Annotated in this window: 23 protein-coding genes and 1 pseudogene; 15 read left to right on the forward strand and 9 right to left on the reverse strand. The window is 65.8% G+C overall.

The window, feature by feature from the left end; all coding sequences use genetic code 11:
• Positions 1 to 22: 22 nt before the first annotated feature.
• The 4 genes and pseudogenes from kdpB to H7A13_06625 all read right to left on the reverse strand — a co-directional run bounded on the left by kdpB (position 23) and on the right by H7A13_06625 (position 5,111).
• Complete coding sequence (gene kdpB, locus H7A13_06610; protein ID MCP5333015.1) at positions 23 to 2,089, reverse strand: potassium-transporting ATPase subunit KdpB; 2,067 nt, start codon at positions 2,087 to 2,089, stop codon at positions 23 to 25.
• Between the two features lie 12 nt (positions 2,090 to 2,101).
• Positions 2,102 to 3,894: pseudogene (gene kdpA / locus H7A13_06615) on the reverse strand (potassium-transporting ATPase subunit KdpA).
• 1 nt (position 3,895) lies between these two features.
• The gene (gene kdpF / locus H7A13_06620) at positions 3,896 to 3,985 is read right to left on the reverse strand and encodes a K(+)-transporting ATPase subunit F (GenBank protein ID MCP5333016.1); all 90 of its coding nucleotides are present in this window, start codon (positions 3,983 to 3,985) and stop codon (positions 3,896 to 3,898) included.
• 289 nt (positions 3,986 to 4,274) lie between these two features.
• A complete protein-coding gene (locus H7A13_06625) occupies positions 4,275 to 5,111 on the reverse strand; it encodes an urease accessory protein UreD (protein MCP5333017.1) in 837 nt (278 codons plus the stop codon).
• 143 nt (positions 5,112 to 5,254) lie between these two features.
• Between H7A13_06625 and H7A13_06630 the strand changes: the two genes are divergently transcribed.
• The 6 genes from H7A13_06630 (at position 5,255) to lnt (ending at position 11,677) form a co-directional block, all read left to right on the forward strand.
• The gene (locus H7A13_06630; GenBank protein MCP5333018.1) at positions 5,255 to 6,340 is read left to right on the forward strand and encodes a Zn-dependent alcohol dehydrogenase; all 1,086 of its coding nucleotides are present in this window, start codon (positions 5,255 to 5,257) and stop codon (positions 6,338 to 6,340) included.
• Positions 6,341 to 6,408: 68 nt separating this feature from the next.
• Complete coding sequence (gene miaB, locus H7A13_06635; protein ID MCP5333019.1) at positions 6,409 to 7,734, forward strand: tRNA (N6-isopentenyl adenosine(37)-C2)-methylthiotransferase MiaB; 1,326 nt, start codon at positions 6,409 to 6,411, stop codon at positions 7,732 to 7,734.
• 109 nt (positions 7,735 to 7,843) lie between these two features.
• Positions 7,844 to 8,854 (forward strand): PhoH family protein, encoded by a 1,011-nt coding sequence (locus H7A13_06640; GenBank protein MCP5333020.1) that lies wholly within the window; start codon positions 7,844 to 7,846, stop codon positions 8,852 to 8,854.
• On the forward strand, positions 8,851 to 9,321 hold the full coding sequence (gene ybeY / locus H7A13_06645; GenBank protein ID MCP5333021.1) for an rRNA maturation RNase YbeY: 471 nt from the start codon (positions 8,851 to 8,853) through the stop codon (positions 9,319 to 9,321). The genes H7A13_06640 and ybeY overlap by 4 nt, the downstream gene beginning before the upstream one ends.
• Entirely contained in the window at positions 9,318 to 10,160 is an 843-nt protein-coding gene (locus H7A13_06650) for a CBS domain-containing protein (GenBank protein ID MCP5333022.1), read from the forward strand. Before ybeY ends, H7A13_06650 begins: the two co-directional genes overlap by 4 nt.
• The gene (gene lnt / locus H7A13_06655) at positions 10,157 to 11,677 is read left to right on the forward strand and encodes an apolipoprotein N-acyltransferase (protein MCP5333023.1); all 1,521 of its coding nucleotides are present in this window, start codon (positions 10,157 to 10,159) and stop codon (positions 11,675 to 11,677) included. Before H7A13_06650 ends, lnt begins: the two co-directional genes overlap by 4 nt.
• On the opposite strand, the gene H7A13_06660 is transcribed toward lnt, so the two are convergent.
• The gene (locus tag H7A13_06660; GenBank protein ID MCP5333024.1) at positions 11,584 to 12,528 is read right to left on the reverse strand and encodes a YdcF family protein; all 945 of its coding nucleotides are present in this window, start codon (positions 12,526 to 12,528) and stop codon (positions 11,584 to 11,586) included. The genes lnt and H7A13_06660 overlap by 94 nt on opposite strands.
• A 73-nt stretch (positions 12,529 to 12,601) precedes the next feature.
• Between H7A13_06660 and coaBC the strand changes: the two genes are divergently transcribed.
• From coaBC to slmA, 5 genes are read left to right on the forward strand one after another with little or no spacing between them, the layout of a single operon-like run.
• The gene (gene coaBC, locus H7A13_06665) at positions 12,602 to 13,813 is read left to right on the forward strand and encodes a bifunctional phosphopantothenoylcysteine decarboxylase/phosphopantothenate--cysteine ligase CoaBC (protein MCP5333025.1); all 1,212 of its coding nucleotides are present in this window, start codon (positions 12,602 to 12,604) and stop codon (positions 13,811 to 13,813) included.
• Positions 13,810 to 14,265 carry a dUTP diphosphatase gene (gene dut / locus H7A13_06670; GenBank protein MCP5333026.1) on the forward strand — a complete coding sequence of 152 codons (456 nt, stop codon included), beginning with the start codon at positions 13,810 to 13,812 and terminating at the stop codon, positions 14,263 to 14,265. The genes coaBC and dut overlap by 4 nt, the downstream gene beginning before the upstream one ends.
• Before the next feature lie 22 nt (positions 14,266 to 14,287).
• The gene (locus H7A13_06675; protein ID MCP5333027.1) at positions 14,288 to 16,921 is read left to right on the forward strand and encodes a phosphomannomutase/phosphoglucomutase; all 2,634 of its coding nucleotides are present in this window, start codon (positions 14,288 to 14,290) and stop codon (positions 16,919 to 16,921) included.
• Between the two features lie 34 nt (positions 16,922 to 16,955).
• Positions 16,956 to 17,855, forward strand: a complete 900-nt coding sequence (gene argB, locus H7A13_06680) for an acetylglutamate kinase (GenBank protein MCP5333028.1) — start codon at positions 16,956 to 16,958, stop codon at positions 17,853 to 17,855.
• 5 nt (positions 17,856 to 17,860) lie between these two features.
• Complete coding sequence (gene slmA / locus H7A13_06685) at positions 17,861 to 18,472, forward strand: nucleoid occlusion factor SlmA (GenBank protein ID MCP5333029.1); 612 nt, start codon at positions 17,861 to 17,863, stop codon at positions 18,470 to 18,472.
• Here slmA and H7A13_06690 read toward each other — a convergent pair.
• Both H7A13_06690 and pyrE read right to left on the reverse strand, forming a co-directional pair.
• Complete coding sequence (locus H7A13_06690; protein MCP5333030.1) at positions 18,469 to 19,146, reverse strand: DUF4124 domain-containing protein; 678 nt, start codon at positions 19,144 to 19,146, stop codon at positions 18,469 to 18,471. The two genes, slmA and H7A13_06690, sit on opposite strands and share 4 nt — an antisense overlap.
• Positions 19,147 to 19,191: 45 nt before the next feature.
• Entirely contained in the window at positions 19,192 to 19,860 is a 669-nt protein-coding gene (gene pyrE, locus H7A13_06695) for an orotate phosphoribosyltransferase (protein MCP5333031.1), read from the reverse strand.
• Between the two features lie 72 nt (positions 19,861 to 19,932).
• Here pyrE and H7A13_06700 point away from each other — a divergent pair, with 72 nt between their 5' ends.
• Positions 19,933 to 20,709 (forward strand): endonuclease/exonuclease/phosphatase family protein, encoded by a 777-nt coding sequence (locus H7A13_06700; protein ID MCP5333032.1) that lies wholly within the window; start codon positions 19,933 to 19,935, stop codon positions 20,707 to 20,709.
• Between the two features lie 24 nt (positions 20,710 to 20,733).
• On the opposite strand, the gene rph is transcribed toward H7A13_06700, so the two are convergent.
• Positions 20,734 to 21,450, reverse strand: a complete 717-nt coding sequence (rph, locus tag H7A13_06705; protein MCP5333033.1) for a ribonuclease PH — start codon at positions 21,448 to 21,450, stop codon at positions 20,734 to 20,736.
• 139 nt (positions 21,451 to 21,589) lie between these two features.
• Here rph and H7A13_06710 point away from each other — a divergent pair, with 139 nt between their 5' ends.
• Together H7A13_06710 and H7A13_06715 are read left to right on the forward strand one after the other, a co-directional pair.
• Positions 21,590 to 22,453, forward strand: a complete 864-nt coding sequence (locus tag H7A13_06710; GenBank protein MCP5333034.1) for a YicC family protein — start codon at positions 21,590 to 21,592, stop codon at positions 22,451 to 22,453.
• A gap of 285 nt (positions 22,454 to 22,738) precedes the next feature.
• A complete protein-coding gene (locus tag H7A13_06715; GenBank protein ID MCP5333035.1) occupies positions 22,739 to 24,124 on the forward strand; it encodes an IgGFc-binding protein in 1,386 nt (461 codons plus the stop codon).
• A 104-nt stretch (positions 24,125 to 24,228) separates the two neighbouring features.
• Here the strand turns inward: H7A13_06715 and H7A13_06720 are convergent, their stop codons facing one another.
• Positions 24,229 to 24,459: a hypothetical protein gene (locus H7A13_06720; GenBank protein ID MCP5333036.1), complete on the reverse strand. Its 231-nt coding sequence runs from the start codon at positions 24,457 to 24,459 to the stop codon at positions 24,229 to 24,231.
• Positions 24,460 to 24,745: 286 nt separating this feature from the next.
• On the opposite strand from H7A13_06720, the gene H7A13_06725 reads away from it, so the two are divergent.
• Entirely contained in the window at positions 24,746 to 25,123 is a 378-nt protein-coding gene (locus H7A13_06725; protein ID MCP5333037.1) for a hypothetical protein, read from the forward strand.
• Positions 25,124 to 25,191 lie beyond the last annotated feature (68 nt).

Raw genomic sequence — 25,191 nt, forward strand, 5'->3', positions numbered from 1 at the left:
CGTGCCCTCACACCAGACCGGTTCACACCAGACCCATGGCCGCGAGGCCGAGATCGATCAGCTTGATGCCCACGAACGGCAGCGCGATGCCGCCGAGGCCGTAGATCGCGAGGTTGCGCCGCAGCACGGTGCCGGCGCCCTGTGGACGGTAGGCGATGCCGCGCAGCGCGAGCGGGATCAGCACGACGATGATCAGCGCGTTGAAGATCACCGCCGACAGGATCGCCGACTGCGGGCTCGCGAGACGCATCAGGTTCAGCGCGTCGAGCTGCGGGTACATGGCCACGAACAGCGCCGGCACGATGGCGAAATACTTGGCCAGATCGTTGGCGATGCTGAAGGTGGTGAGCGCGCCGCGCGTCATCAGCATCTGCTTGCCGACCGCGACCACCTCCAAAAGCTTGGTGGGATTCGAGTCGAGATCCACCATGTTGCCGGCCTCCTTGGCCGCCTGGGTGCCGCTGTGCATGGCGACCGCCACGTCGGCCTGGGCCAGCGCCGGCGCGTCGTTGGTGCCGTCGCCGGTCATCGCCACCAGCCGGCCCTCGGCCTGGTACTGGCGGATCAGCGCGAGCTTGGCCTCGGGCGTGGCCTCGGCTAGGAAGTCGTCGACGCCCGCCTCGGCGGCGATGGCGGCCGCGGTCAGCGGGTTGTCGCCGGTGACCATCACGGTCTTGATGCCCATGCGCCGCAGCTCGGCAAAGCGCTCCTTGATGCCGCCCTTGACGATGTCCTTGAGCGCGATCACACCGAGCACGCGGGCGCCATCGGCCACCACCAGCGGCGTGCCACCGCCGCGGGAGACCTCCTCGGCGATGCGGGTCGCCTCGTCCGGAAAGCGCGCGCCGGCCGCCTCGACGTGCCGGCGCAGCGCGTCCATGGCGCCCTTGCGAATCTGCCGGGCGCCGAGATCGACGCCGCTCATGCGCGTGTGCGCCGAGAACGCGACGAAGGTCGCGCCGAGGCCCTGGATGTCGCGCTCGCGCAGGTTGAAGCGCTGCTTGGCGAGCACCACGATGCTGCGCCCCTCGGGCGTTTCATCCGTGAGCGAGGCGAGCTGCGCGGCATCGGCCAGCTCCTGTTCCGGCACGCCGCGCAGCGGCAGAAAGGCCGCCGCCTGGCGGTTGCCGAGCGTGATGGTGCCGGTCTTGTCGAGCAGCAGCACGTCGACGTCACCCGCCGCCTCCACCGCGCGGCCGGAGGTCGCAATCACATTGGCACCGAGCATGCGGCTCATGCCGGCGATGCCGATCGCCGACAGCAGCGCGCCGATGGTGGTCGGGATCAGGCACACCAGCAGCGCCACCAGCGCGGTGAGCGTCACCGGCTGACCCGCGCCGGCGGCGGCCACCGCGAACAGCGAGTAGGGCAGCAGCGTGACCGTCGCGAGCAGGAAGATCAGCGTCAGCGCCACCAGCAGGATGGTGAGCGCGATCTCGTTCGGCGTCTTCTGGCGCTTGGCGCCCTCGACCAGCGCGATCATGCGGTCGACGAAGGTCTCGCCGGGATTCACGGTGATGCGCACCACGATCCAGTCCGACAGCACCGTGGTGCCGCCGGTGACGGCCGAGAAATCGCCGCCGGCCTCGCGGATCACCGGCGCCGACTCGCCGGTGATGGCGCTCTCATTGACCGAGGCCACGCCCGCGATCACCTCGCCGTCACCCGGAATCATGTCGCCGGCCTCCACCAGCACCACGTCATCGCGGCGCAGCGTGCTGCCGGGCACGGGCTCCACCGGCGCATCACGGCGCGGCTCGCGCAGCTTCTTCGCCGTCACCGTCTGCTTGGCGCTGCGCAGGGAGGCCGCCTGCGCCTTGCTGCGGCCCTCGGCGAGCGCCTCGGCGAAGTTCGCGAACAGCACCGTGAACCACAGCCACAGCGCCGTGGCGCCGATGAACCAGGCCGGGGCCTCGCCGTGTCCGGCGAGCGCCTGTGCCCACAGCGCGGTGGTGAACAGGCTGCCCACATAGACCACGAACATCACCGGGTTGCGCCACTGCACGCGCGGGTCGAGCTTGACGAAGGCGTCCGCGATGGCCGGGCGCAGCAGCGCGGGATCGAACATCGAAAGGGTCTGGGTCGTCATGGGGTGATCTCCTTACCAGCCGGCCCACAACATCAGATGCTCGACCGCCGGCCCGAGCGCCAGCGCCGGCACATAGGTCAGCGCACCGATCAGCAGCACCGTGCCCACCAGGAGCCCCACGAACAGCGGCCCGTGGGTGGGCAGCGTGCCCGGGCCCTGGGCGAGCGTTTTCTTGGCGGCGAGCGAACCCGCGATCGCCAGCACCGGCACGATCACCGCAAAGCGCCCGAACCACATGGCGATGCCGAGCCAGCCGTTGTAGAACGGGTTGTTGGCGCCGAGGCCCGCAAAGGCGCTGCCGTTGTTGTTGGCGGCCGACGAGAAGGCGTACAGCACTTCCGCAAAACCGTGCGCGCCGGGGTTGAAGATCGTCGCCCGGCCGGCATCGGTCACCACCGCGAGCGCAGTGCCGAGCAGCACCAGTGCCGGGGTCATCAGGATCGCGATCGACACCATCTTCATGTCGAAGGCCTCGATTTTCTTGCCGAGGTATTCCGGCGTGCGCCCGATCATGAGCCCGGCGATGAACACCGCCATGAGTGCGAACACCAGCATGCCGTAGAGCCCCGAGCCGACGCCGCCGAACACCACCTCGCCGAGCTGCATCATGAGCATCGGCACGAGACCCCCGAGCGGGGTGTAGGAGTCGTGCATCGAGTTGACCGAGCCGTTCGAGGCGGAAGTCGTGGCCGCCGCCCACAGCGCCGAGGCGCCGATGCCGTAGCGGGTCTCCTTGCCCTCCAGGTTGCCGCCCGATTGCAGCGCGCTCGCGGTCTGGTCGGCACCGAGCGTCGTGAGCAGCGGATTGCCCTGCTGCTCGAAGTGCATGGCCCCGATCGTGGCGCCGACGAAGATCACCGTCATCGCCGCCAGCACCGCGAAGCCCTGGCGGGTGTCGCCGACCGCTTTGCCGAAGGTATGGCACAGCGCGGCCGGGATCAGCAGGATCGCCAACATCTCGAGGAAATTCGCGAGCGGCGTCGGGTTCTCGTACGGGTGCGCCGAGTTGACGTTGAAGAAGCCGCCGCCGTTGGTGCCGAGCTGCTTGATGGCGATCTGCGAGGCCGCCGGGCCCATGGGCAGGGTCTGGGTTTGTGTGGTCGCGGGCTCGGTCACCGGCTTGCCGGTAGCATCCACCAACGGCTGGCCGGCGGCGTCGAGCCTGGGGGCATCGTAGGCCGTGGTTTCGAGCGTGGTCACATCCTGGTAGGCCGCGAAGTTCTGCACCACGCCCTGACTCACGAACGCGAGCGCCAGCACGAACGCCAGCGGCAGCAGCAGATAGGCGGTGATGCGATAAAGATCCGCCCAAAAATTGCCGATGGTCTGCGCGGAATGGCGCGCAAAGCCGCGGATCAGCGCGAACGCCACCGCGATGCCGGTGGCGGCGGACAGGAAGTTCTGCACCGCGAGCCCCAGCATCTGCGTCAGATAGCTCAGCGTCGTCTCGCCGCCGTAACCCTGCCAGTTGGTATTGGTGACGAAGCTCACCGCGGTGTTGAAGCTCGAATCGGGCGTGACGTTGGCGAAGCCCTGCGGATTCAGCGGCAGCCACGCCTGCAGGCGCTGCAATGCGTACACCGCGAGCGCACCGATCAGGCTGAACACCAGCACTGCGGCGGGTACTGTCGCCAGCCCATCTCGCCTTCGATGCCGCTCAGCCGGAACACTGCGGCCTCGCAGCGCGCGAGCGGCCGCCAGCGCGGCGCTTCCATGAGCCTGGCGAGATACAGGCCGAGCGGCTTCACGGTCGCCAGCAGCACCGCGAGGAACAGCAGCAGGAGTCCCCAGGATTGCCCGGTCATGTCAGAACTCCTCCGCGCGCAGCAGCGCGTAGACCAGATACCCGGCGAGCGCCAGCGCGATCAGACCGCCGATCAGGTAGAGGGCATTCACCGCGCCGCTCCGGGCAGGCGCGCGCAGGCTGCCAGCAGACCCAGCGTGAGACCAAGCAGAATGGTCATTACTGCCATCCAAACCACATCCATCGCAGCCTCCTCATGATTGACCACAGTGATGTGGACAATATGTGCCTCTGCGTAAACAAGTTGTCAAAAGATGGCTCGGCCATGCAAGGCGCATCGAAGATGATTGCCGCCCTTCAAGTTTTTTGAAAGAAATCACAGTGCCGGATCGTGCACACTGACCAGTCTGCTTTCATCGAGGAGGGGAAGACAAGAGGGTGTCAGCAGTTCCAGATTCTTGGCGGCAGCGCCGTGCGTCCGCTGGGCAGCAGTGGCCGCACGGCCTGCCAGAGCGCCCCGAACAGCAGTCGGGCCTGTTCGGTCGAGTGACCAAGATAGCGTGCCACCAGCAGTTCGTCGATGCGGGTCAGCACGATCGGGCTGTCATCCTGGTGCCACTGCGCCTGCCACGCCGGCAGCGGCAGATGTTCGGGGAAGGTAGCAATCAGGGTGCCGCAGACCGGCAGCCCCTGCAGCCCGCTGCGGTGGGTGACGAGCGGATCATCGGCCGCCAGCCGCAGCCGTTCGATGAAGAGCGGCCGCTCGTCGCGCCACAGCTCCCACTGCTGATCGAGGCGGCCGGCGACAAAGGGTGCATTGGCCGCCGGGCGACCCAGGCAGATGATCTCCCAGCCAACGAAACTGGCACCGGCCGCCAGCCTGACCCGGGTGCGAGTTTGGGCATTGGCGCCGGCGTAGTAGATGTTCTCCTGCGGCAGCCACTCCAGCGTGGCCTGCTCGCCGACATTCAGCTCGATGCATTGCCGCTGTGCCGGGCCGTCACCGACGCCATAGAACTTGCCCGCCGACGGCGTGGTCACCACGGCTTCGGCAGCGGCTTCGAGCGTGAGCGTGGTCGACAGCTCATCGCCCATCACCAGCCCGCCCGGCGGATGCAGCAGGCAGAGATGACAGACCGCACTGCCCTCGGGGTAGAACGGCCGTTGCAGCCGCAGTGGCCCGCTGTGCCGGTGCGCGGCCAGCACGGTGCGGGCGCCCTGGCGGTTCAGATGGATGTCGAGCCGGGCCTGCCATTGGCGCACCGGAGGGGGTGACATCGACGAAGTGCCGCCGTGGCGATCAGCAGCAGGTGCCGCCGCGCTGCAACCGTTCAAGTCAGCCTGATATGATATAGTTTCCAAACCAACCGTTCCTTTGTTCCTTCATTGATTCAACGACATAATAACCAAGGAGAAATCCGATGAAAGCAGCCCTTTACCGTGGCAGTGACAAGCCGATCGTCGTCGAGGAGATCGAGATCGACGCGCCCGAAGGCAGTGAAGTTCTGGTCGATCTGAATGCCTGTGGTGTCTGCCACAGTGACCTGCATGTGATGGGCATGATGGCGCAGCCGCCGGTCCCGATGGTGCTGGGCCACGAAGCCGCCGGCGTCGTGCGTGCGGTGGGCAAGGATGTGACCAGCGTGGCAGCGGGCGACCATGTCATCGTCGCCTTCCGTGGCGCCTGCGGCAAGTGTTTCTACTGTGTGAAAGGGATGCGCCAGCTCTGCGCCAACGCCGACCTGCCCGATCGGCAGGTGACCGGCCCGCGTCCGCGCCTGAAGCAGAATGGCGTGCCGATCGTGCAGGGCGTCTCGGTCGGTGGCTGGGCCCATCAGGTGCTGCTGCCGGAGACCAGCATGGTGAAGATCCGCAAGGATGCTCCACTCGACAAGGTGAGCCTGATCGGCTGCGGTGTGATGACCGGCATCGGTGCCGCCATCCACACCGCCAAGGTGGAGCCGGGCAGCGATGTCGCGGTGATCGGTTGCGGCGGCGTCGGCCTCAACGTCATCCAGGGCGCCAAGCTGGCTGGTGCACACCGCATCATCGCGGTCGATCTGCTGCCGAACAAGCTGGAGATGGCGCGTGAATTCGGTGCCACCCACTGCGTCGCCGCCGGCGAGGGTGATCCGGTGGCCAAGGTGAAGGAGATCAGCCCCTACCTCGACTACGCCTTCGAGGTGATCGGTCTGCCGGTCACCGCACAGCAGGCCTTCGCGATGATCCGCCCGGGCGGCACCGCGGTGGTGGTGGGTGTCGGCTTCGGCCGCGTGGCCGAGATTCCGCTCGGCGACTTCCTGCAGGAGAAGCGTCTGGTCGGCTCCTTCTACGGTTCGAGCCAGGTCCACGTCGACATTCCCCGGTTGGTCGACCTCTACATGGAAGGCAAGATCCAGCTCGACCCGCTGGTCTCGCAGGTGCGCCCACTCAGCGAAGTGAACGAAGCCCTCAAGGCGATGAAGGCGGGTGAAGTGGCGCGCACGCTGCTGTCGATGTCGCTTTGATCGACCCCAGGCCGCGACCTGCCGCAATGGCGGGTCGCGGCCCCTTTTTTTGACGAACCCGGCCGGTGATGAACAAGAAGCTGTACATTCAGACCCACGGCTGTCAGATGAACGAGTACGACTCGTCCCGCATGGGCGATCTGCTCGCCGCCAGCCATCAGCTCGAGCTGACCAGCAATCCCGAAGAGGCCGATGTGCTGCTGCTCAACACCTGTTCGATCCGCGAGAAGGCCGAAGAGAAGGTCTTTCATCAACTGGGCCGCTGGAAACGGCTGAAGCAGCAACGACCCGAGCTGATCATTGGCGTCGGTGGCTGCGTCGCCAGCCAGGAGGGCGCGGCACTGCGCAAGCGGGCACCCCATGTCGACCTGGTGTTCGGCCCGCAGACACTGCATCGATTGCCGGAGATGATCGACCGGCAGCGCAGGGCGCTGCTGCCGGTGGTCGATGTCAGTTTCCCCGAGATCGAGAAGTTCGACCTGCTGCCCGATCCCGGCGCCAATGGGCCGACCGCCTCGGTCTCGATCATGGAGGGGTGCAGCAAGTACTGCTCGTTCTGCGTCGTCCCCTACACCCGCGGCGAGGAGATCAGCCGGCCGTTCGACGACGTGGTGGCCGAGGTGTTCCATCTGGCGCAGCAGGGCGTGCGCGAGGTCACGCTGCTGGGCCAGAACGTCAATGCCTACCGCGGCCGCACCCACCAGGGCGAGTTGGCCGATCTGGCCGAGCTGCTGCACTACGTTGCCGCCATCGACGGCATCGAGCGCATCCGCTTCACCACCTCACATCCGCTGGAGATGAGCGACAGCCTGATCGCCGCCTACGCGACACTGCCCAAGCTGGCTCCTCATCTGCACCTGCCGGTGCAGAGCGGCTCCGACCGCATCCTGGCGCGGATGAAGCGCAACTACACGGCGGCCGACTATCTGGCCATCATCGACCGGCTGAAGGCGGCCTGCCCGACCATTCAGCTCTCCTCCGACTTCATCGTCGGCTTCCCCGGCGAGGAGGAGGCCGACTTCGAGGCCACGCTCGACCTGATTCGCCAGGTCGGCTTCGATCAGTCATTCAGCTTCATCTACAGCCCGCGTCCCGGCACGCCGGCCGCCGAACTGCCCGACTCGGTGCCGCTGGAGGTCAAGGGCGAGCGTCTGGCGCGGCTGCAGGCGCTGATCAATCAGCAGGCCCAGGCGATCAGCGCCGCGATGCTCGGCAGCCAACAGTCGATTCTGGTCAGTGGGCCGGCCAAGCGGGGGGAGGGAGAGCTCTGCGGCCGCACCGGCAACAACCGGGTGGTCAACTTCCCGGCCAGCGATGTCGGTCTGATCGGCCGGATGGCCAACGTGGAGATCGTCGAGGTGCTGCCCAATTCGCTGCGCGGGCAGCTGCTCTGAACGGGCCGCATCGCCATGACATTGTCATCAAAAAGGACTTTTCTCGGTCACCGTGCAGCGTATATGCTTGAAGCCATCCGCCTGAGTCACGGGGTTGCCCACCGCCATCTTGAACAGCCAACTGGAAATCCGCCAGCTTCTGCTTGAGCCCGACAACGCCCGCCGGCTGGCGAGCCTGTGCGGTCAGCTCGACGCCAACCTTCGCCACATCGAACAGCGACTGGACATCGAAATTCACAACCGCGGCAACGAGTTCAAACTGCTGGGCAGTTCCCAGTCGGTGTCGACCGCACAGCGGCTGTTGCAGCAGCTCTACGCAGAGACCGCCCGCGGCACCGAAATGACCCCCGATCTGCTCCACCTTCACCTGCAGGAGTCCAGCTTGGAAGCACTCAACCAGAGCGCCGTCGAGACCGTTGCGCCAAGAAACCTGCTGATCCGCACGCCGCGCCTGGCGGTCAAGCCGCGTGGCAGCAACCAGCAGCTCTATGTCCGCGCCATTGATGAGCATGACATCAACTTCGGCCTGGGTCCTGCCGGCACCGGCAAGACCTTTCTCGCCGTCGCCTGCGCGGTCAGGGCCTTGGAGGAGGAGCGGGTCGGCCGCATCCTGCTGGTGCGCCCGGCGGTCGAGGCCGGTGAAAAGCTCGGCTTTCTGCCCGGCGATCTGGCCAGCAAGATCGACCCCTACCTGCGGCCGCTCTATGACGCCCTCTATGAAATGATGGGCTTCGAGCGGGTCGGCAAGCTGATCGAGCGCAATGTCATCGAGGTGGCGCCGCTGGCCTTCATGCGTGGCCGCACACTGAACAACGCCTTCATCATCCTCGACGAGGGGCAGAACACCACCGGCGAGCAGATGAAGATGTTCCTGACCCGCATCGGTTTCGGCTCCACCGTGGTGGTCACCGGTGACCTGACCCAGACCGACCTGCCGCGCGGTGTCCGCTCCGGACTGTGGCAGGCGGTGCAGATTCTGCAGGGCATCGCCGGCGTCAGTTTCACCCGGTTCGACTCAAAGGATGTGGTGCGCCATCCACTGGTGCAGAAGATCGTCGAAGCCTACGACCGCCTGCAGACCGATGAGGATGAGGGCAGTCGCCGCTCGGTCACCGGATGAAACTTCAGCTCGACCTGCAACGGGCCACCACGCTGACCCCGCCCAGCCGCCCGACCCTGCGCCGCTGGCTGCTGCGCGCCCTGACACCCCACCGCGACCGTGCGCAGCTGACGCTGCGGCTGGTCGACGAGGCCGAGAGCGCCGAACTGAACCAGCAGTACCGCGGCAAGCCGGGCCCGACCAATGTGCTCGCCTTCCCCAGTCCGCTGCCGGAGGGGGTGCAGGCCGACTTTCTCGGTGATCTGGTCATCTGCGCGCCGGTGGTGGAGCGCGAGGCGCGCGAGCAGGGCAAGTCACCGCGGGCACACTGGGCGCACATCGTCATCCATGGCGCACTGCACCTGTGTGGCCATGACCATCAGAATGACGCCGAAGCCCAGCGGATGGAGCAGCTCGAGATCGAACTGCTCCGCAGCCTGCGAATCGCCAACCCCTATCAAAGCCGCCACATCGAGTCGACACCATGAACCGCTCCGCCAAGGAGGCCGCCGAACCACTGCTGCCGCGTCTGCTCAGGCTGCTGGGCTACACCCCGCCCGGGCGCACCACCCTGCTCGAACATCTGCATGCCGCCGAGCAGCGCAACGAGCTGGATGCCGATGCCGTCGGCATCATCGAAGGGGCGTTGCAGGTCGCCGAGATGCAGGTGCGCGACATCATGATTCCACGTGCACAGGTGGTCAGCATCGATGCCGACGAGCAGCTGGAGCAGTTTCTGCCCAAGGTGATCGAATCGGCCCACTCCCGGTTTCCGGTGATCGACTCACCGGACGAGGTGATCGGCATCCTGCTGGCCAAGGATCTGCTGCCGCTGCTGCTGAGCGGCAGCGGCCGGGGTTACTTCTCGATCAAGGAGTATCTGCGCCCGCCGGTCTTCGTGCCCGAGAGCAAGCGGCTCAACGTGCTGCTGCGGGAGTTCCGCGCCAACCGCAACCACATGGCGGTGGTGGTGGATGAGTATGGCGGCATGGCGGGCGTCGTCACCATCGAGGATGTGCTGGAGCAGATCGTCGGCGAGATCGAGGATGAGCATGACATCGACGACGAGAACTTCATCAAGCAGTACGACCAGCAGACCTTCGTGGTCAAGGCGATCACCCCGGTCAGCGACTTCAATGCCCGCTTCGCCACCCGCTTCGACGAGGATGAGTTCGACACCATCGGCGGCATCGTCATTCAGGCCTTCGGCCGGCTGCCGAAGCGCAACGAGAGCATCACCATCGATGAGCTCACCTTCAAGGTGCTCAACGCCGACCACCGCCGTATCCGCCTGCTCCGGGTGCACCGTACCGCGGGCAGCGAGTGATTCGCGCACTCGATCCCGACCGCCAGCCGCTGCGGGGTGATGCGCTGGCGCTGATCGCCGGCCTGCTGCTGCCGCTGGCATTGGCGCCACTGGCGTGGCGGCCACTGGCGCTGCTCAGTCCGGCATTGTGGCTGTGGACCCTGCTGGACGCCACGCCGCGCCGCGCCGCCTGGCGTGGCCTGCTGTTCGGCCTTGGCAGCTTTGGTCTTGGCGTCTCCTGGGTCTTCGTCAGCATCCACCTCTATGGCCATGCGCCGGTGGTGCTGGCGGCGCTGCTGACGCTGCTGTTCGTGGCGGCCATGGCGCTCTATCCGACGCTGCTGGCCTGGCTGCTGGCCCATCTGAGCCGCCATGTTCCAGGTGCTGCGTTGACCCTCTTTCCGCTGCTGTGGGTGGCCATCGAGTGGCTGCGCGGCTGGCTGTTGACCGGGTTCCCCTGGTTGCAGCTCGGCACGGCCGTGCTGGATACGCCATGGGCCGGCTGGCTGCCGCTGCTGGGGGTGCTGGGTGGCAGCTATCTGCTGGCACTGCTGGCAGCGGTTGCAGTGCAGGCGCTGCGCGGCAGCCTGCACTGGGGCTGGCCACTGCTGGGACTGCTGCTGATCAGTGGCGCAGGACTCTGGTCGCAACAGCAGGCGTGGACCCGACCATTGCCACAGAGCCGCGTCACCGTCGGGCTGGTGCAGCCGAACATTCCGCAGGATCTCAAATGGACCCCCGAGCAGCGGCAGGCGACGCTGGAGCGGCTCGATCAGCTCAGCGCGCCGCTGTGGGGCGTCGACCTGCTGCTCTGGCCCGAGGCAGCCGTACCGCTGTTCTTTCATCAGGCGCAGGATTATCTGGCGCAGGCGGGTCAGCGCGCCGAGCAGAGCGGCAGCGCGCTGCTGCTGGGCATCCCGTTCATGACGATGGCAGCGCAGGGCAGCGGCTTCGTTGCCCACAACAGCCTGATTGCGCTCGGCAACGGCGAGGGGCTCTACCACAAGCAGCGGCTGGTGCCCTTTGGCGAGTATGTCCCGCTGGAGCGCTGGCTGCGCGGACTGATCGCCTTCTTCGATCTGCCGATGTCCGACTTCACAGCGGGAGCGGCCGGTCAACCGCCGATCAGCACCACCAAGGGCTGGCGCATCCTGCCGCTGATCTGCTACGAAGTGGCCTATGCCGATCTGGCCCGGGCTCAGCCGGCGGACCTTCTGCTGACGGTCAGCAACGATGCCTGGTTCGGCGACAGCTTCGGCCCCTGGCAACATCTGGAGATCGCCCGGCTGCGTGCCGCCGAAAATGGCCGACCGCTGCTGCGCGCCACCAACGATGGCATCTCGGCGCTGATCGACCATCGGGGGAGACTGCTGCTGCAAAGTGAGCGCTTCGTCGCACAGAGTCTGCATGGCGAGGTCGTACTGACCGCCGGAGAGACCCCCTATCACCGCTTCGGCGACTGGCCGCTGCTCGGCGTCGGCCTGACCACGCTGGCAGCGGCGCTGTACCGGCGCGCGAGGCGGCGGTACCAGAGATAGCCGAGCAGTTCGTGCAGCAGATAGAGGCTGAGCCGCAGGGCGGTCCGGCTCGGCCAGCCACTGCGCAGCGCCTGAACCTCGACGGCGCGCGGCTCGACCGCCACCGGCCAGATCATCATGCCGTCCTGCGCGAAGGCCAGGCAGGCGCGCCGCAGGTGCCAGCCATGGCTGACCAGATAGATCGCGTCGATCTGCTGGTCAGCCAGCAGCGGCGTGCTCATCCGGGCATTCTCCCAGGTGGTGCGTGACTGCTGCTCCAGCCACTGCGGCGTGAGGCCGAGCTGCTGGACGAGATAGTCCTGCATCAGGGCCGCTTCACTCGGCTGCGAGGACGCTGCCCCGGCCCGGCCACCGCTCAGCAGCAGCGGCAGGCCACTGCTGCGCGCCAGCGCCGCACCACGGTGCAACCGCTCGATGCCGAGCCGGGTCAGGCAGTCACCACTGCGCCGATGACGGCGGCCCGCGCCGAGAATGACGATGGCGGCTGGCGGCCGCGCCGCCCCGGCACCGGCCAGACGGGTCGGCAGCGACCAGCGCCGCTGCCAGCGCCGCACGATGGAGCCCGAACTGAACAGCAGCAACAACAGCAGCGAAAGCGCGACCAGCAGAAGGCCGGCAATCGGCCAGCCTGGCCAGAGCAGCAGACCGATCGACACCAGCAGCAGATTGAGGCCCGGTGGCAGCAGCAGCCACTTCACCCGCTGCCGCAGCCGCATCATGGCAGCGCGCGCCGCAGCTGGGGCGTCGCGATGCCAAGGGCTGCTGCCGGCGCGGAACCGATGGTTGCGGGAGCGGTCATCGCCGTTCTTCGGGTTGGATTGCGGCATCATGCCATGATAAAAACCGGTCACGGTGGTATCTTACCGCCGCGTTTTGCGGTTGGCGAAGCGGTCACCCATCTTCAGCGAGAGTCAGGGAACATACATGCAACGGCTGCGCGGCAAGCAGATCCTGCTCGGCATCACCGGTGGCATCGCCGCCTACAAGAGCGCCGAACTGACCCGCGGATTGAAGAAGGCTGGCGCGCAGGTGCGGGTGGTGATGACCGCGGCCGCCCGTGAATTCATCACCCCGCTCACGCTGCAGGCGCTCTCGGGCCATCCGGTTCACACCGACCTGCTCGACCCGGCGGCCGAAGCGGCGATGGGCCACATCGAGCTGGCACGCTGGGCCGATCTGGTGCTGATCGCGCCGGCGTCGGCCGATTTTCTGGCGCGACTGGCGCAGGGTCAGGGTGATGACCTGCTGGCCACACTCTGTCTGGCCACCCGGGCCCCCATTGCGGTGGCGCCCGCCATGAACCAGGCGATGTGGCAGGCGGCATCAACCCAGCACAACATCGCCCTGTTGCGTGGTCGCAACGTCGCCATCTGGGGACCGGCCGAAGGGGAGCAGGCCTGCGGCGAGAGCGGTCCGGGCCGCATGATCGAAGTGGATGAGCTGCTGCGGTCGGCGGCGGAGTCGTTTGAAAGTGGCCTGCTGACCGGCCTGAAGGTGGTGGTGACGGCCGGGCCGACCCGCGAGGCGATCGACCCGGTGCGTTACATCAGCAACCACAGCTCGGGCAAGATGGGCTATGCGCTGGCCAGCGCCGCCGCCGAGGCCGGTGCCGAGGTGGTGCTGATCAGCGGCCCGACCATGCTGGCGACCCCGGAAGGGGTGCGCCATGTCGATGTCACCACCGCCTGCCAGATGCTCGATGCCACGCTGGCCGAGCTCGACGGCTGCGCGCTGTTCATCGCCACCGCCGCGGTGGCGGACTACCGGCCGCAGCAGGCGGCCATGCAAAAGATCAAGAAGCGCCAGGGTGAGGAGAGTCTGACCCTGACGCTGGTGCGCAACCCCGACATCGTCGCCACGGTCGCCCGCCAGACGCCACGACCCTTCACGGTCGGCTTTGCCGCCGAGACCGAGCAGCTGCTGGCCCATGCACGGGCTAAACTGATCGACAAGAAGCTCGATCTGGTGATCGCCAACGATGTCTCCGACAGCCGCATCGGCTTCAACAGCGACCAGAATCAGGTGACGCTGGTCTCGGCAGCGGGAGAACTGGAGTTGCCCTGCCTTGCCAAGGGGCGGCTCGCCCATGAATTGATCGGCCACATCCACCGGCTCTATCAGACACGTCCACAGTGAAACCGGTACAGATCAGGGTGCTCGACCCACGCCTCGGCAGCGAGATTCCGCTGCCGGCACACGCCACCAGCGGTTCGGCCGGCATGGATCTGCGTGCCCTGCTCGATGCGCCGCTGACGCTGCTGCCCGGTGCCAGCGAGCTGATTCCCACAGGGTTGGCGATCCATCTGGCCGATCCGCAGCTGGCCGCGCTGATCCTGCCGCGCTCCGGCCTCGGCCACCGACATGGCATCGTGCTCGGCAACCTCACCGGGCTGATCGACTCCGACTATCAGGGGGAGCTGCTGATCTCCTGCTGGAACCGCTCGGCGCAGCCCTTTGTGATCAGCCCCGGCGAGCGGATCGCGCAACTGGTGATCGTGCCAGTGGTGCAGACGCAGTGGGAGCTGGTCAGCGAATTCCCACCCACGGCCCGGTCCGAGGGTGGTTTTGGTCACACCGGACAGCAGTGATCTTCTCCTCAGGGTATCCAGCATGAAGTTACGGCGAAGCGCAACGGCACCCGCGCAGCCCTCCGGCGAGGCGGCGGCCGGGCAGACCGCCACCCGCATCACGCCGGGTGGCGGTGGCTGGCGCTGGGGCCTGCTGCTGTGGCAACTGCTGGCAGTGGTCGGCGCCGCCCTGCTGCTCGATCACTGGCTGATTGAGCCGATTGCCCGACAGCAGGGGCGGCTGGTCAGCGAGCAGGTGGCCGGGCGTTATCAGCAGGCGATCAATCAGACGCTGCATGGCCTGCAGCAATCCGCACAGCAACTGGCCCAGCAACCGCAATTGATCAGTGCGCTGCAGGCAAATGATGCAGCGATGCTGGAGCAGTTGAGCGGGCAAGGCTGCCAACTGCTGCCGCTGTGCGAGCGCGTCATCGTGGTGCCGCTGGGGCAGGCCCTCGAGCAGAATCAACATCAGCCACAGGCGGCGATCGGCTTCGCGCTGCTGGAGATGATCCACCGCAGTGAAGCGGGCGAAGCCGTGGCCCCGCAGCTGCATCCGCAACCGCAGCGGCCGCAGTTGCATCTGGTCGAGGCGGTGGTCGATCCCGCCACCCGGCAACGCTTGGGCACTGTGGTGGTCAGCCAGGATCCACGGTTGCTGAACCAGGCGCTCAGCCGCATCGATGCCGATCTGGGCAAGGTGGTGCTGCGCCAGCGCATTCCCGGTGTCACCGAGCAGAAGCTGCTGGAGCAGGGCAACGATGCCGGCGGTGAGCGGCTCACCCTCCCCACCAGCAACCCCTTGTGGCAGCTCGATTTTTCCGGCACTCCGGCCAGCGTCGCTTCCGCTGCGCTGCGCTGGCTGCTCCATGAAGTGATGGCCGGCGTGGCGCTGCTGCTGCTGCTGGGCACCCTGCTGATCGACTGGCTGCGCGGCCGCCAGCTCGTCGGCGATGCCACCACCTTCGAGCGGCTGCTGATGGAGCGTTTCGCCAGCCATGCCGCGGCCACGCCCCGCTTCAGTCTGCCGCTGTTCACCACGCTGGCCACCGTGATGAGCCGGCTGTTTGCCGAACAGCAGCGCACACAACCGGCCAGCGCCGAACCGCCCCGGCAATCGGTCACGTCCGAACCAGCCACGGCGGTCGCAGTACCAGCGGACGAGACGCTGCTCTCCAGCGCCGCGCTGCAGGTCGGTCTGCTCGACAACGGTGACAAAACCGCTGCAGTCAGGGCGAGACCCGCTGCATCGCGTCATCCGGCAACGCCGCCCGCCAGACCCGCCACCACACCGCTGCTGGCCGCACCGGCAGCGGAGATCTTTCGCGCCTACGACATCCGCGGCAAGGTGGGCGAAAACCTCTCGGCCGACGATGTGCGCCTGATCGGTCAGGCGATCGGCAGTGAAGCCTACATGCGCGGCGAGGAGAAGGTGATCGTCGGCCGTGACGGACGGCTCAGCAGTCCAGAACTGAGCGCGGCGCTGATCCAGGGGCTGCTCGCCGCCGGAAGAGAGGTGCTCGACATCGGCGAGGTGACGACGCCGATGCTCTACTTCGCCACCCATCTGCTCGACAGCGGCACCGGCGTGATGGTGACCGGCAGCCACAATCCGCCCCACTACAACGGCCTCAAGGTGGTGATGGAGCGCCAGGCGCTGCATGGCGCCGACATCACCGCGCTGCACCAGCGCATCATCGAAGGCGACCTGATGAGCGGGGCCGGCAGCGTCTCACAGCTCGACATCAGCGACAGCTACTTCGAGCGGATCGTCGAGGACATCGCGCTGCTCTCCGATCCGCTGCCGGTGGCGGTCGATTGCGGCAACGGCATCGCCGGCCGCTACGCGCCCCGGCTGCTGGCGGCGCTCGGCTGCGAGGTGACGCCGCTGTTCTGCGAGGTGGATGGCCGCTTCCCCAACCACCTGCCCGACCCCAGTCAGCCCAGGAATCTTCAGGCGCTGATCGAGACCGTGCAGCGTGAGCGAATTCCGCTGGGGCTCGCCTTCGACGGCGATGGCGACCGGTTGATCGCCGTGACCGGCAGCGGCAAGGTGGTCCCCGCCGACCAGTTGCTGATGCTGTTCGCCCGCGAGGTGCTGGTGCGCAATCCCGGCGCCGATGTGCTGTTCGACATCAAGTCGAGCCGCCACCTCAACCGCGTGATCAGCGAGGCCGGCGGCCGGCCGGTGATGTGGAAGAGCGGCCATTCGCTGATGAAGGCGAAGATGCGCGAAACCGGCGCGGTGCTGGGCGGCGAGCTGAGCGGCCACCTCTTCTTCCATGACCGCTGGTATGGCTTCGATGATGGCCTCTACGCCGCTGCCCGGCTGATCGAACTGCTGAGCGGTGAGCTGGAGGATCTCGACCATCTGCTGTCGCTGCTGCCGGCCAGCGTGACCACCCCGGAGCTGCTGATCGAAGTGGGCGAGTCGGAGAAGTTCGCGCTGATCGATCGTCTGATCAGTGAAGGGCAGTTCGAGGATGGCATCGTCACCACCCTCGATGGCATACGGGTCGACTATCCGGATGGCTGGGGGCTGGTGCGCGCCTCCAACACCACCCCGGCGCTGACGCTGCGCTTCGAGGCGCAGGACAACAGCAGCCTGCAACGGATCATGGCGCTGTTCCGCGCCCAGTTGCAACAGCTCGCCCCCCGACTCGACCCCGGTTTCTGACCACGCCCGACCCTCAACTTCCAAGACCATTGCCATGTCCATCACTGCTGAATCTGCCCACAGTGTCGCCCAGGTATTGACCGAGGCGCTGCCCTACATCCAACGCTTCTCCGGCAAGACCATGGTGGTCAAGTACGGTGGCAATGCGATGACCGATGACCCGCTGATGCAGGGCTTCGCCCGCGACATCGTGCTGATGAAACTGGTCGGCATGAACCCGGTGGTGGTGCATGGCGGCGGCCCGCAGATCAACCGGCTGCTCGATCAGCTCGGCATCGAATCACGCTTCATCGACGGCATGCGGGTGACCGACAGCCGCACCATGGAGGTGGTGGAGATGGTGCTGGGCGGCAGCGTCAACAAGGAGGTGGTCAACACCATCAACCGCTGTGGCGGTCGGGCGATCGGACTCACCGGCAAGGATGGCCAGCTGCTGCGGGCGCGCAAGCTGCACGCCACCCGCCAGGGCAGCGCCGAACCGGTCGATCTGGGCCAGGTCGGCGAGGTGGCCGAGGTCAACACCGCGCTGATCGACATGCTGGTCAACAGCCACTTCATTCCGGTGGTCGCGCCGATCGGGGTGGGTGACGATGGCACCGCCTACAACATCAACGCCGATCTGGTGGCCGGCCGGATCGCCGAGGCGTTGCAGGCCGAAAAGCTGATTCTGCTGACCAATGTCAGCGGGCTGACCGACCGTGATGGCAAGGTGCTGACCGGACTCTCGACCGCAGAGGTCGATGCGCTGATCGCCGATGGCACCATCCATGGCGGCATGTTGCCGAAGATTCGCTGCGCCCTCGATGCGGTGAAGGGCGGCGTCCGCTCGGCCCACATCATCGATGGCCGGCTGCCACACGCGGTGCTGCTGGAGCTGCTGACCGACCAGGGCATCGGCACCCTGATCCGCGGTGCGCAACCGGTGGCGGGCTGAACGGCATGCTCGATCGCCAGGCCCGCGAACAGCGGCAGTCGCGCCGCGAGCAGATTCTGGAGACCCTGGCAAGGATGCTGGAGGCACGGCCCGGCCACCGGATCACCACCGCACTGCTGGCCGCCGAGCTGGGAATCTCCGAGGCGGCGCTCTACCGCCACTTTCCCTCCAAGGCGAAGATGTTCGAGGCGCTGATCGAATTCGTCGAAGAGAGCCTCTTCTCCCGCATTCAGCGCATCCACAACGAGATTCCGGCCGGCACCGACCGCTGCCGGCAGCTGCTGACCCTGCTGCTGCTGTTCTGTGAGCGCAACCCCGGCATCACCACGCTGCTCAATGGCGACGGATTGATGGATGAGACCCACCGGCTGCGGCTGCGCACGCGACAGCTGTTCGAACGGCTGGAGACGGAGCTGCGCAGGATGCTGCGTGATGCCGAACTGAACGAGGGGCTGAAAACCACACTGCCGCAGGGGGCCACTGCCGCCCTGCTGCTGGCGCAGGCCGAAGGGCAGATCGCCCGTTTCGTGCGCAGCGGTTTTGAACTGAAGCCGACCCGCCACTGGGAGCAGCAGTGGCAGGCATTGGAGTCAGCCTGTTTCGTCGGTGCGAGCTAGGGCGACCGATCCGTCCCGGGGTTGGGATGTTCACCCTCACCGCTCTTGCGGGTGAGTTGCTGAAAGCGGGCGATATCGCGGTCGAAGTCGCTGCGCACGCGCTGGCTCTCGTTGCGCAGGAACTCGATCTTGCGGTCAATCTCACTCAGTTGCAGGCGGATGTTGTCGATGTTGTCCCGCGCCAGTTGCGACACCGGCTGGCCATTCAGCTCGAGCTGGGCCGCCTGTGACAGTTGCCGGTCCAGCTCACGCTGCAATGCGGTGCGGTTGTGCGACTCCAGTGCCTGGCGGGCGTCGATCTCGGTCACCTTGCGCTGCCGCGCGGCCTCGATGTCACGGACCGAGCTGTAGCGGTTGAGCAGCGAGCGGTCATACTCCTGCTGCTGTTTCTGCTGCTCCAGCTCCACCTGACGACGTTCGGCCTCCTCTTTCGACAGCGTCTTGGGCACCACCTTGATCACCCGGCCACTCGGCGTCAGCACGCTGTACTCCTGCCCCACCTGTTCGGGTGGAATCTGCTCGCTCAGCACCATCACCCCCTGCTCGTTCCGGTAGCGATAGAGCAGCCGGCCGCCCTCGTTGGCAGCCGGCAAATCGGTGGCGAAGAGAACCGACGCCAGCAGGCCGAACAGGCAGCAGCGCGATGCGGGGACAAGGGAAAGTCTGATGGACAACGACAACCGGAACCTGGGTGAATAGGGATGGATATGCTTTGAAGTCTATCCCATTGTGCCGATTTTGCCTGTCTCCACCCCGTACTGCTCACGGTAGGCGAGCAGTTGCGGCAGATGATGGCGCAGGCCGGACGCCTCTTCGAGGTAGCGGATCAGCTCTGCCAGCGTGACGATGCTCACCACTTCGATGCCGACATCCTGGCGCAGCTCCTCGATCGCCGAGCGCGGTCCGCTGCCGCGCTCCATGCGGTCGAGCGCCACCACCATGCCGGCCGGGATGGCGCCGGCGGCGCGAATCATCCCGATCACCTCACGGGCCGCGGTGCCGGCGGTGATCACGTCGTCGATGATCGCCACCCGCCCCTGCAGCGGCGCGCCGACCAGCAGTCCCCCTTCGCCATGCTGCTTGGCCTCCTTGCGGTTGAACACCACCGGCAGGTCGCGGCCATGTTGCCGCGCCAGCTCGATGGCGGTGGCCACTGCCAGCGGGATGCCCTTGTAGGCCGGTCCGAACAGCAGGTCACAATCGAGCTGGCTCTGCAGCAGGGCCGCGGCATAGAAGTGGCCCAGCCGCGCCAGGTCGGCGCCGCGCGAGAGTTCACCCATGTTGAAGAAGTAGGGGCTGCTGCGTCCCGACTTCAGCGTGAAGGTGCCGAATTTCAGCGCCGAGCGCGCCAGGGCGAATTCGATGAAGTCGCGTTGATAATCGTGCATGGATCAGGTCACAACGTTTAATGGAGCAGTGCTGCTCCGGTATGATACCGGTTCCAAGGATCGCGACCCATCATGAAAATAATCAGCTTCAATCTCGACGGCCTGCACAACGCCGCCCAGCGCGGTTTCTTTGACTGGATGGTCGCGCAGCAGGCCGATGTGGTCTGCCTGCAGCAGACGCTCAGCCACGAACATGAACTGCCCGAGCCGTTGCGGCAACCCGGCGGTTACTTCAGTTACTTTTACGATGCCTATGAAAAAGAGCACGGCGGCGTCGCCATCTACTGCAAGCGGCCGCCCAAGGCGGTGATGCGCGGGCTCGGCCTGATGGAGGCCGATGTCGAAGGGCGCTACATGCAGGTCGACTATGACCAGATCAGCATCGTCTCGCTCTGCCTGCCGGCGGTCACGCTGCAGGATGAGCACAATCGGCAGTTGCGGCAGCAGATGCGCAAGAAGCTGCTCAACCATCTGGGCAAGGTGCGCAACAAGCGGCGGGAGTTCATCTTCTGCGGCGATTTTCAGGTGGCCCACCTTGACATCGACTCGCTCAACTCGACCGAGGCCCAGGACAACCACTGCCTGTCCGACGAGCTGGGTGAGTGGATGGATGACCTGCTCGATGGCGCTGGCTACGTCGATGCCTTCCGCGAGCTGAATGACGAAGCCGGCCACTACAGCTGGTGGCCGCCCCAGGACAAACCCGATCACCTGCGCGATGCCTGGCGGGTCGACTACCAGCTCATCACCTCGACCCTGCGGCGCAAGCTGGTCGCCGCGCAGTTCGACTACGGCCTGAACTTCTCCAGCCACGCCCCGCTGATCGTCGAGTACGCGCTGCCGCTGTGAAGGGTGCCGGCGGCGCCCGACGGCTCACTCGTCCAGCGCCTGCCGCTGCCGTTCGATCAACCGGGCAATGCCGCGCTCGGCCAGACCCAGCATCGCATCGAGCTGCCCACGGGCGAAGGGCGCCCCCTCGGCCGTGCCCTGCAGGTCGATCAGTCCGCCCTGCTCCGACATCACCACGTTCAGATCGGTCTCGGCGGTCGAGTCCTCGGCGTAGTCCAGATCGAGCAGCGCCCGGTCGCGCCACACCCCGACCGACACCGCCGCCACCAGAAAGCGCAGCGGATCGCTGTTCAGCAGCTTCTTGCGTTGCAGATGACGCAATGCATCGACCAGCGCCACGCAGGCGCCGGTCACCGAGGCGGTGCGGGTGCCGCCATCGGCCTCGATCACATCGCAATCGAGCGTGATGGTGAAGTCGCCAAGCCGCTTCAGATCGACCGCCGCGCGCAGCGAGCGGCCGATCAGCCGCTGGATCTCCAGCGTCCGTCCGCCCTGCTTGCCGCGGGCGGCTTCGCGCGCGTTGCGGCTGCCGGTGGCGCGCGGCAACATGCCATACTCGGCGGTGATCCAGCCCTGTCCGCTGCCCTTCAAAAACCGGGGCACACCCGGCTCGACCGAGGCGGTGCAGATGACGCGGGTGGCGCCGAACTCCACCAGCACCGACCCTTCGGCATGGCGGGTGTAGTGGCGGGTGATGCCGATCGGGCGCAGATCTTCGGGCTGTCGACCACTGGGACGCATCGTGTACCGCCATCGTTGCTGAAAAGGGCGGCCATTATAGCCGAACGCAAGCCCAAGGCCGCCCGGACTTGTTCCCCACCGGAGGCTGCCGTAGAGTCGCGGCCCCACCCTCTTTCAACAACCCGACGGAGCCGAACCGATGGTTGCCAGCATGACGGCCTATGCCCGCTGCGAATCGAACCACGCCTGGGGCAACCTCACCTGGGAACTGCGCTCGGTGAACCACCGCTATCTGGAGCTGAGCCTGCGCCTGCCCGAAGCAGTGCGGGAGATCGAGCAGCCACTGCGGCAGCAACTGCGCGGTCAACTGGCGCGCGGCAAGGTCGACGCCACCCTCTCGCTCAAGCTCGATGAGACGGCCGCGCACAGTGCGCTCAACAGCCTGTTGCTCGAAGAGTTGGCTGGCTTGCAGCGGCAGTTGCTGGAGCGGCTCCCCACCGCTGCGCCACTGAGCGTGCATCAACTGCTGCAGTGGCCCGGCGTCATCTGCCGGCAGCAGGTCGAGCAGCAGGAGTTGACTGCCGCCGCGCTGGCGCTGTTCGAAAACACACTGCGGCAACTGGGCGACCAGCGTGACCGCGAAGGCAGCAGCTTGAGCCAACTGCTGCGCCAGCGGCTCGACGCCATCGGGCAGCAGGTCGCCGTGGTCCAGCACCATCTGCCGGAGGCCGCCGCGCAGCAGCGCGCCCGGCTGCTCAACCGATTGCGTGAAGTGAGTGAACAGTTCGATCCGCAGCGGCTGGAGCAGGAGCTGCTGCTGCTGGCGCAGAAGTCCGACGTCGCCGAAGAGCTCGACCGGCTGACCCTGCACCTGCATGAAACCCGCGAGGTGCTGCGCCAGGGGGGCGCCATCGGCCGCCGGCTCGACTTCATCATGCAGGAGCTCAACCGCGAGGCCAACACCCTGGGCGCCAAATCGACCGCCGCGCCGATCACCCGTGCGGTGGTCGAGATCAAGGTGCTGGTGGAGCAGATGCGCGAGCAGGTGCAGAATCTGGAGTAGCAGGATGCAGGACGATCCCCGCCTGCATAGAGTGTCAACATATTTTACACAATTGAATCATGGCGACTTGGAAAGAGAAATTGTTTTACGCTAACTTATTGATATAAATTCAATTAATCCGAACATGATTGATTGGCATATAAAATGCTTTTTTGATTGTAGGCGCAACATTGTTCTTTCCTGCTGAAAAGAGTGAGAACAGGCTGCCCGAAACGAATGCCGCGCAACCTGCCAGTTTAGCAACGAGCTCAGCGCAGATCACAACCAATCAGTGAGGCAGATAACATGATACCGAAAGACAAACAGGGCAGACTGCTGAAACGCCCACTGGCGGCCATGGTGGCTATTTTAGGCATGGGCAGCTTGGCTGCAGAAGCCGGCGTACTGTACTTCGATTTCAACCAAAATTATAATCCACCGAATGCCTCCGTATTCCTGTTCGGCCAATCCGGACAGACGGCGACGGTCTCCAACCTGGACGGCTTCAGCCAGAATGTCGCACTGGGCGTGGATGGTTTTTTTAACCTTTCGATTCCAAACAGCCACCAGCAGAGTGGCACCGGGATCAAGACCAGTGGATTCCAGGTGGTTTCGCCCAATCCGATCGCCGGTTACTTTGTCAACCGCGCACCCGCCACCACGGACATGACCTACCTCTTTGACAGCAATGCACTGGGCAACAACTATCTGGTGTCGAGCCAGGGCGGTGGCTTTGGCGAAGGCAGCCAAGTCATGATTCATGCGACCCAGGACAACACGGCAGTCACCTTTACACCGAAAGGCGGTGCGGCGATCAATGTCGTGCTCAATGCGGGTGAAACTTACAAGCACGCAGGAGGCAGCGCAAATCTCACTGGCTCCCTGGTCAGCGCCGACAAGCCGGTTGCCGTCTTCGGGGGGCACTCGTGCGCGCAGGTACCGGTGGGTACCGCTTTTTGCGATAACCTGCTCGAACAGATGATCCCGACCAACAGCCTGTCGAAAAACTATCTGCTCACTGCTTCCCAAGGCGCCACGCTCGCCGCGACGCAGAGTGATTTGGTGCGCGTGATCGCCAGTGCCAGCAATACCGAGGTCAAGGTGGATGGCGTGGTTGTCGCGACTCTCGCCAATGTCGGTGACTTCCATGAGTTTTCGCTGGCGGCAAACAGCGGCGCCTCCGTCGATGCCTCGGCGCCGGTGATGGTCGCCCAGTATCTGAAGGGTGGCCAGGGCCAGCAGACCGACCCCGCCATGGCGCTGGTGCCGGGTTCTGATACCTGGCTGAAGGAGTATCGACTCTCAACCCCATCGGGCAGCCAGGCGTTCAACCTGAACTATGCATCGGTGGTGGCGTCGACAGCTGACCTGGGCAGTCTGCTGCTGGATGGTGTGGCGGTGAACACCGCAGGATTCTCGGCCATCGCAGGCACACCATTCAGCCGCGGCATCATAGACCTGCCACTTGGCCTGTTCGACCTGGTCGGCAGCAGTCCCTTCCTGGTGATGCTGGGTGGGGGTAGCAGTGCCGACAGCTACTTCACTTTTGGCGGATCGACCTTTGCCCCCGGGATTTCGCCGCCTCCACCTCCGCCAAACCCCAATCCTGTGCCTGAACCCGCCTCCTTGGCGCTGGTCGGCGTGGGCCTGGCTGGTTTGGCCGCTGCGCGTCGCCGCCGCATGAAAAGCTGAGCAGCGCAAAGCACATCAATCAAAAAGCCCGGCAGAGCCTTCTGCCGGGCTTTTTGATTTTGTTGATGGGACGGGACCCATGCACGCATCCTCACAGAGATCGCTCAGCCACGCTGCCGGCGGTTGAAACCCGCCAGCCCGGAATCCAGCAGCCAGACCGCGCCCGGTACCGGCATGCAGTCAGTTGCTGTGGCGGGTAGCCGACCAGCGTCTTGCATCGGGGTGATGGCGAGCCCTTCCATGCCCTTGTTGGCGGTGCGGCCGAATATCGATTCGCAGAGGCCGTTTTCCAACGTGCCGGTCAGGCCGGAGCGGCCGCTGCTGCCGTTCAGCACCCCGATGCCGATCAGATCCAGTGATGCGATGGTGTGGGCGGCCGGGGCATGGCCGCGGCCGTCAGCAGTGTGGGCAGCAACAACAGTGCTCTTTTCATCACATCGACTCCTTGAAAACGGTGAGTGGACATCTCATCCAGTTCGAGACGATATGACAGTTCGAAGCAGGGCGCAGCAGCGTGCTTGACCCCGCACTGGCGACCGGCCGAAAATGGTACTCGCACCCCTTGCCCGGGAGCGTTCAGGTTCATTCCCTCTCTATCGACGAAACCCCGCAAGCCAATCAATGCGCAGCCTCCAGCGAACGATCATCCCCCTGCTGCTGCTCAGCTTCGTGGTGGTGAGCCTGGGCGCCTACAGCCCTGGTTCCAGGGCGCTGCTGCATCAGCTCGACCATGAGCGCCATCTGTTCGGGCTCTCTGGCGAACATGCGCACCAGCTTGCGCCGAAAGCGGATGACCCGGCGAAACCGCAGCCATTGAGTGATCTGGAGCATCGGCTGCTCCATGCACTGAGCCATTTCGAACCCGTGCTCGATGCGTCGGTGCCGATGCCGGCACCGCTCCATGCCGACATCATCCCTTCACCGCCTCGCCCGCTTTCGCTGCCACCCAGAGTGGCCGAGTCGCCGTTCCGCCCACCGCGAGGCCTCCTCCAGAGCTGATTCCGCCCGCGCGGAGTCGATCTTGCCGAGGACCGTCGACCCGGTTGAATGGGTCGACGGTGCTTCGT

The organism is Pseudomonadales bacterium (assembly GCA_024234215.1).
Taxonomy (GTDB): Bacteria; Pseudomonadota; Gammaproteobacteria; order Pseudomonadales; family UBA5862; genus JACKOQ01.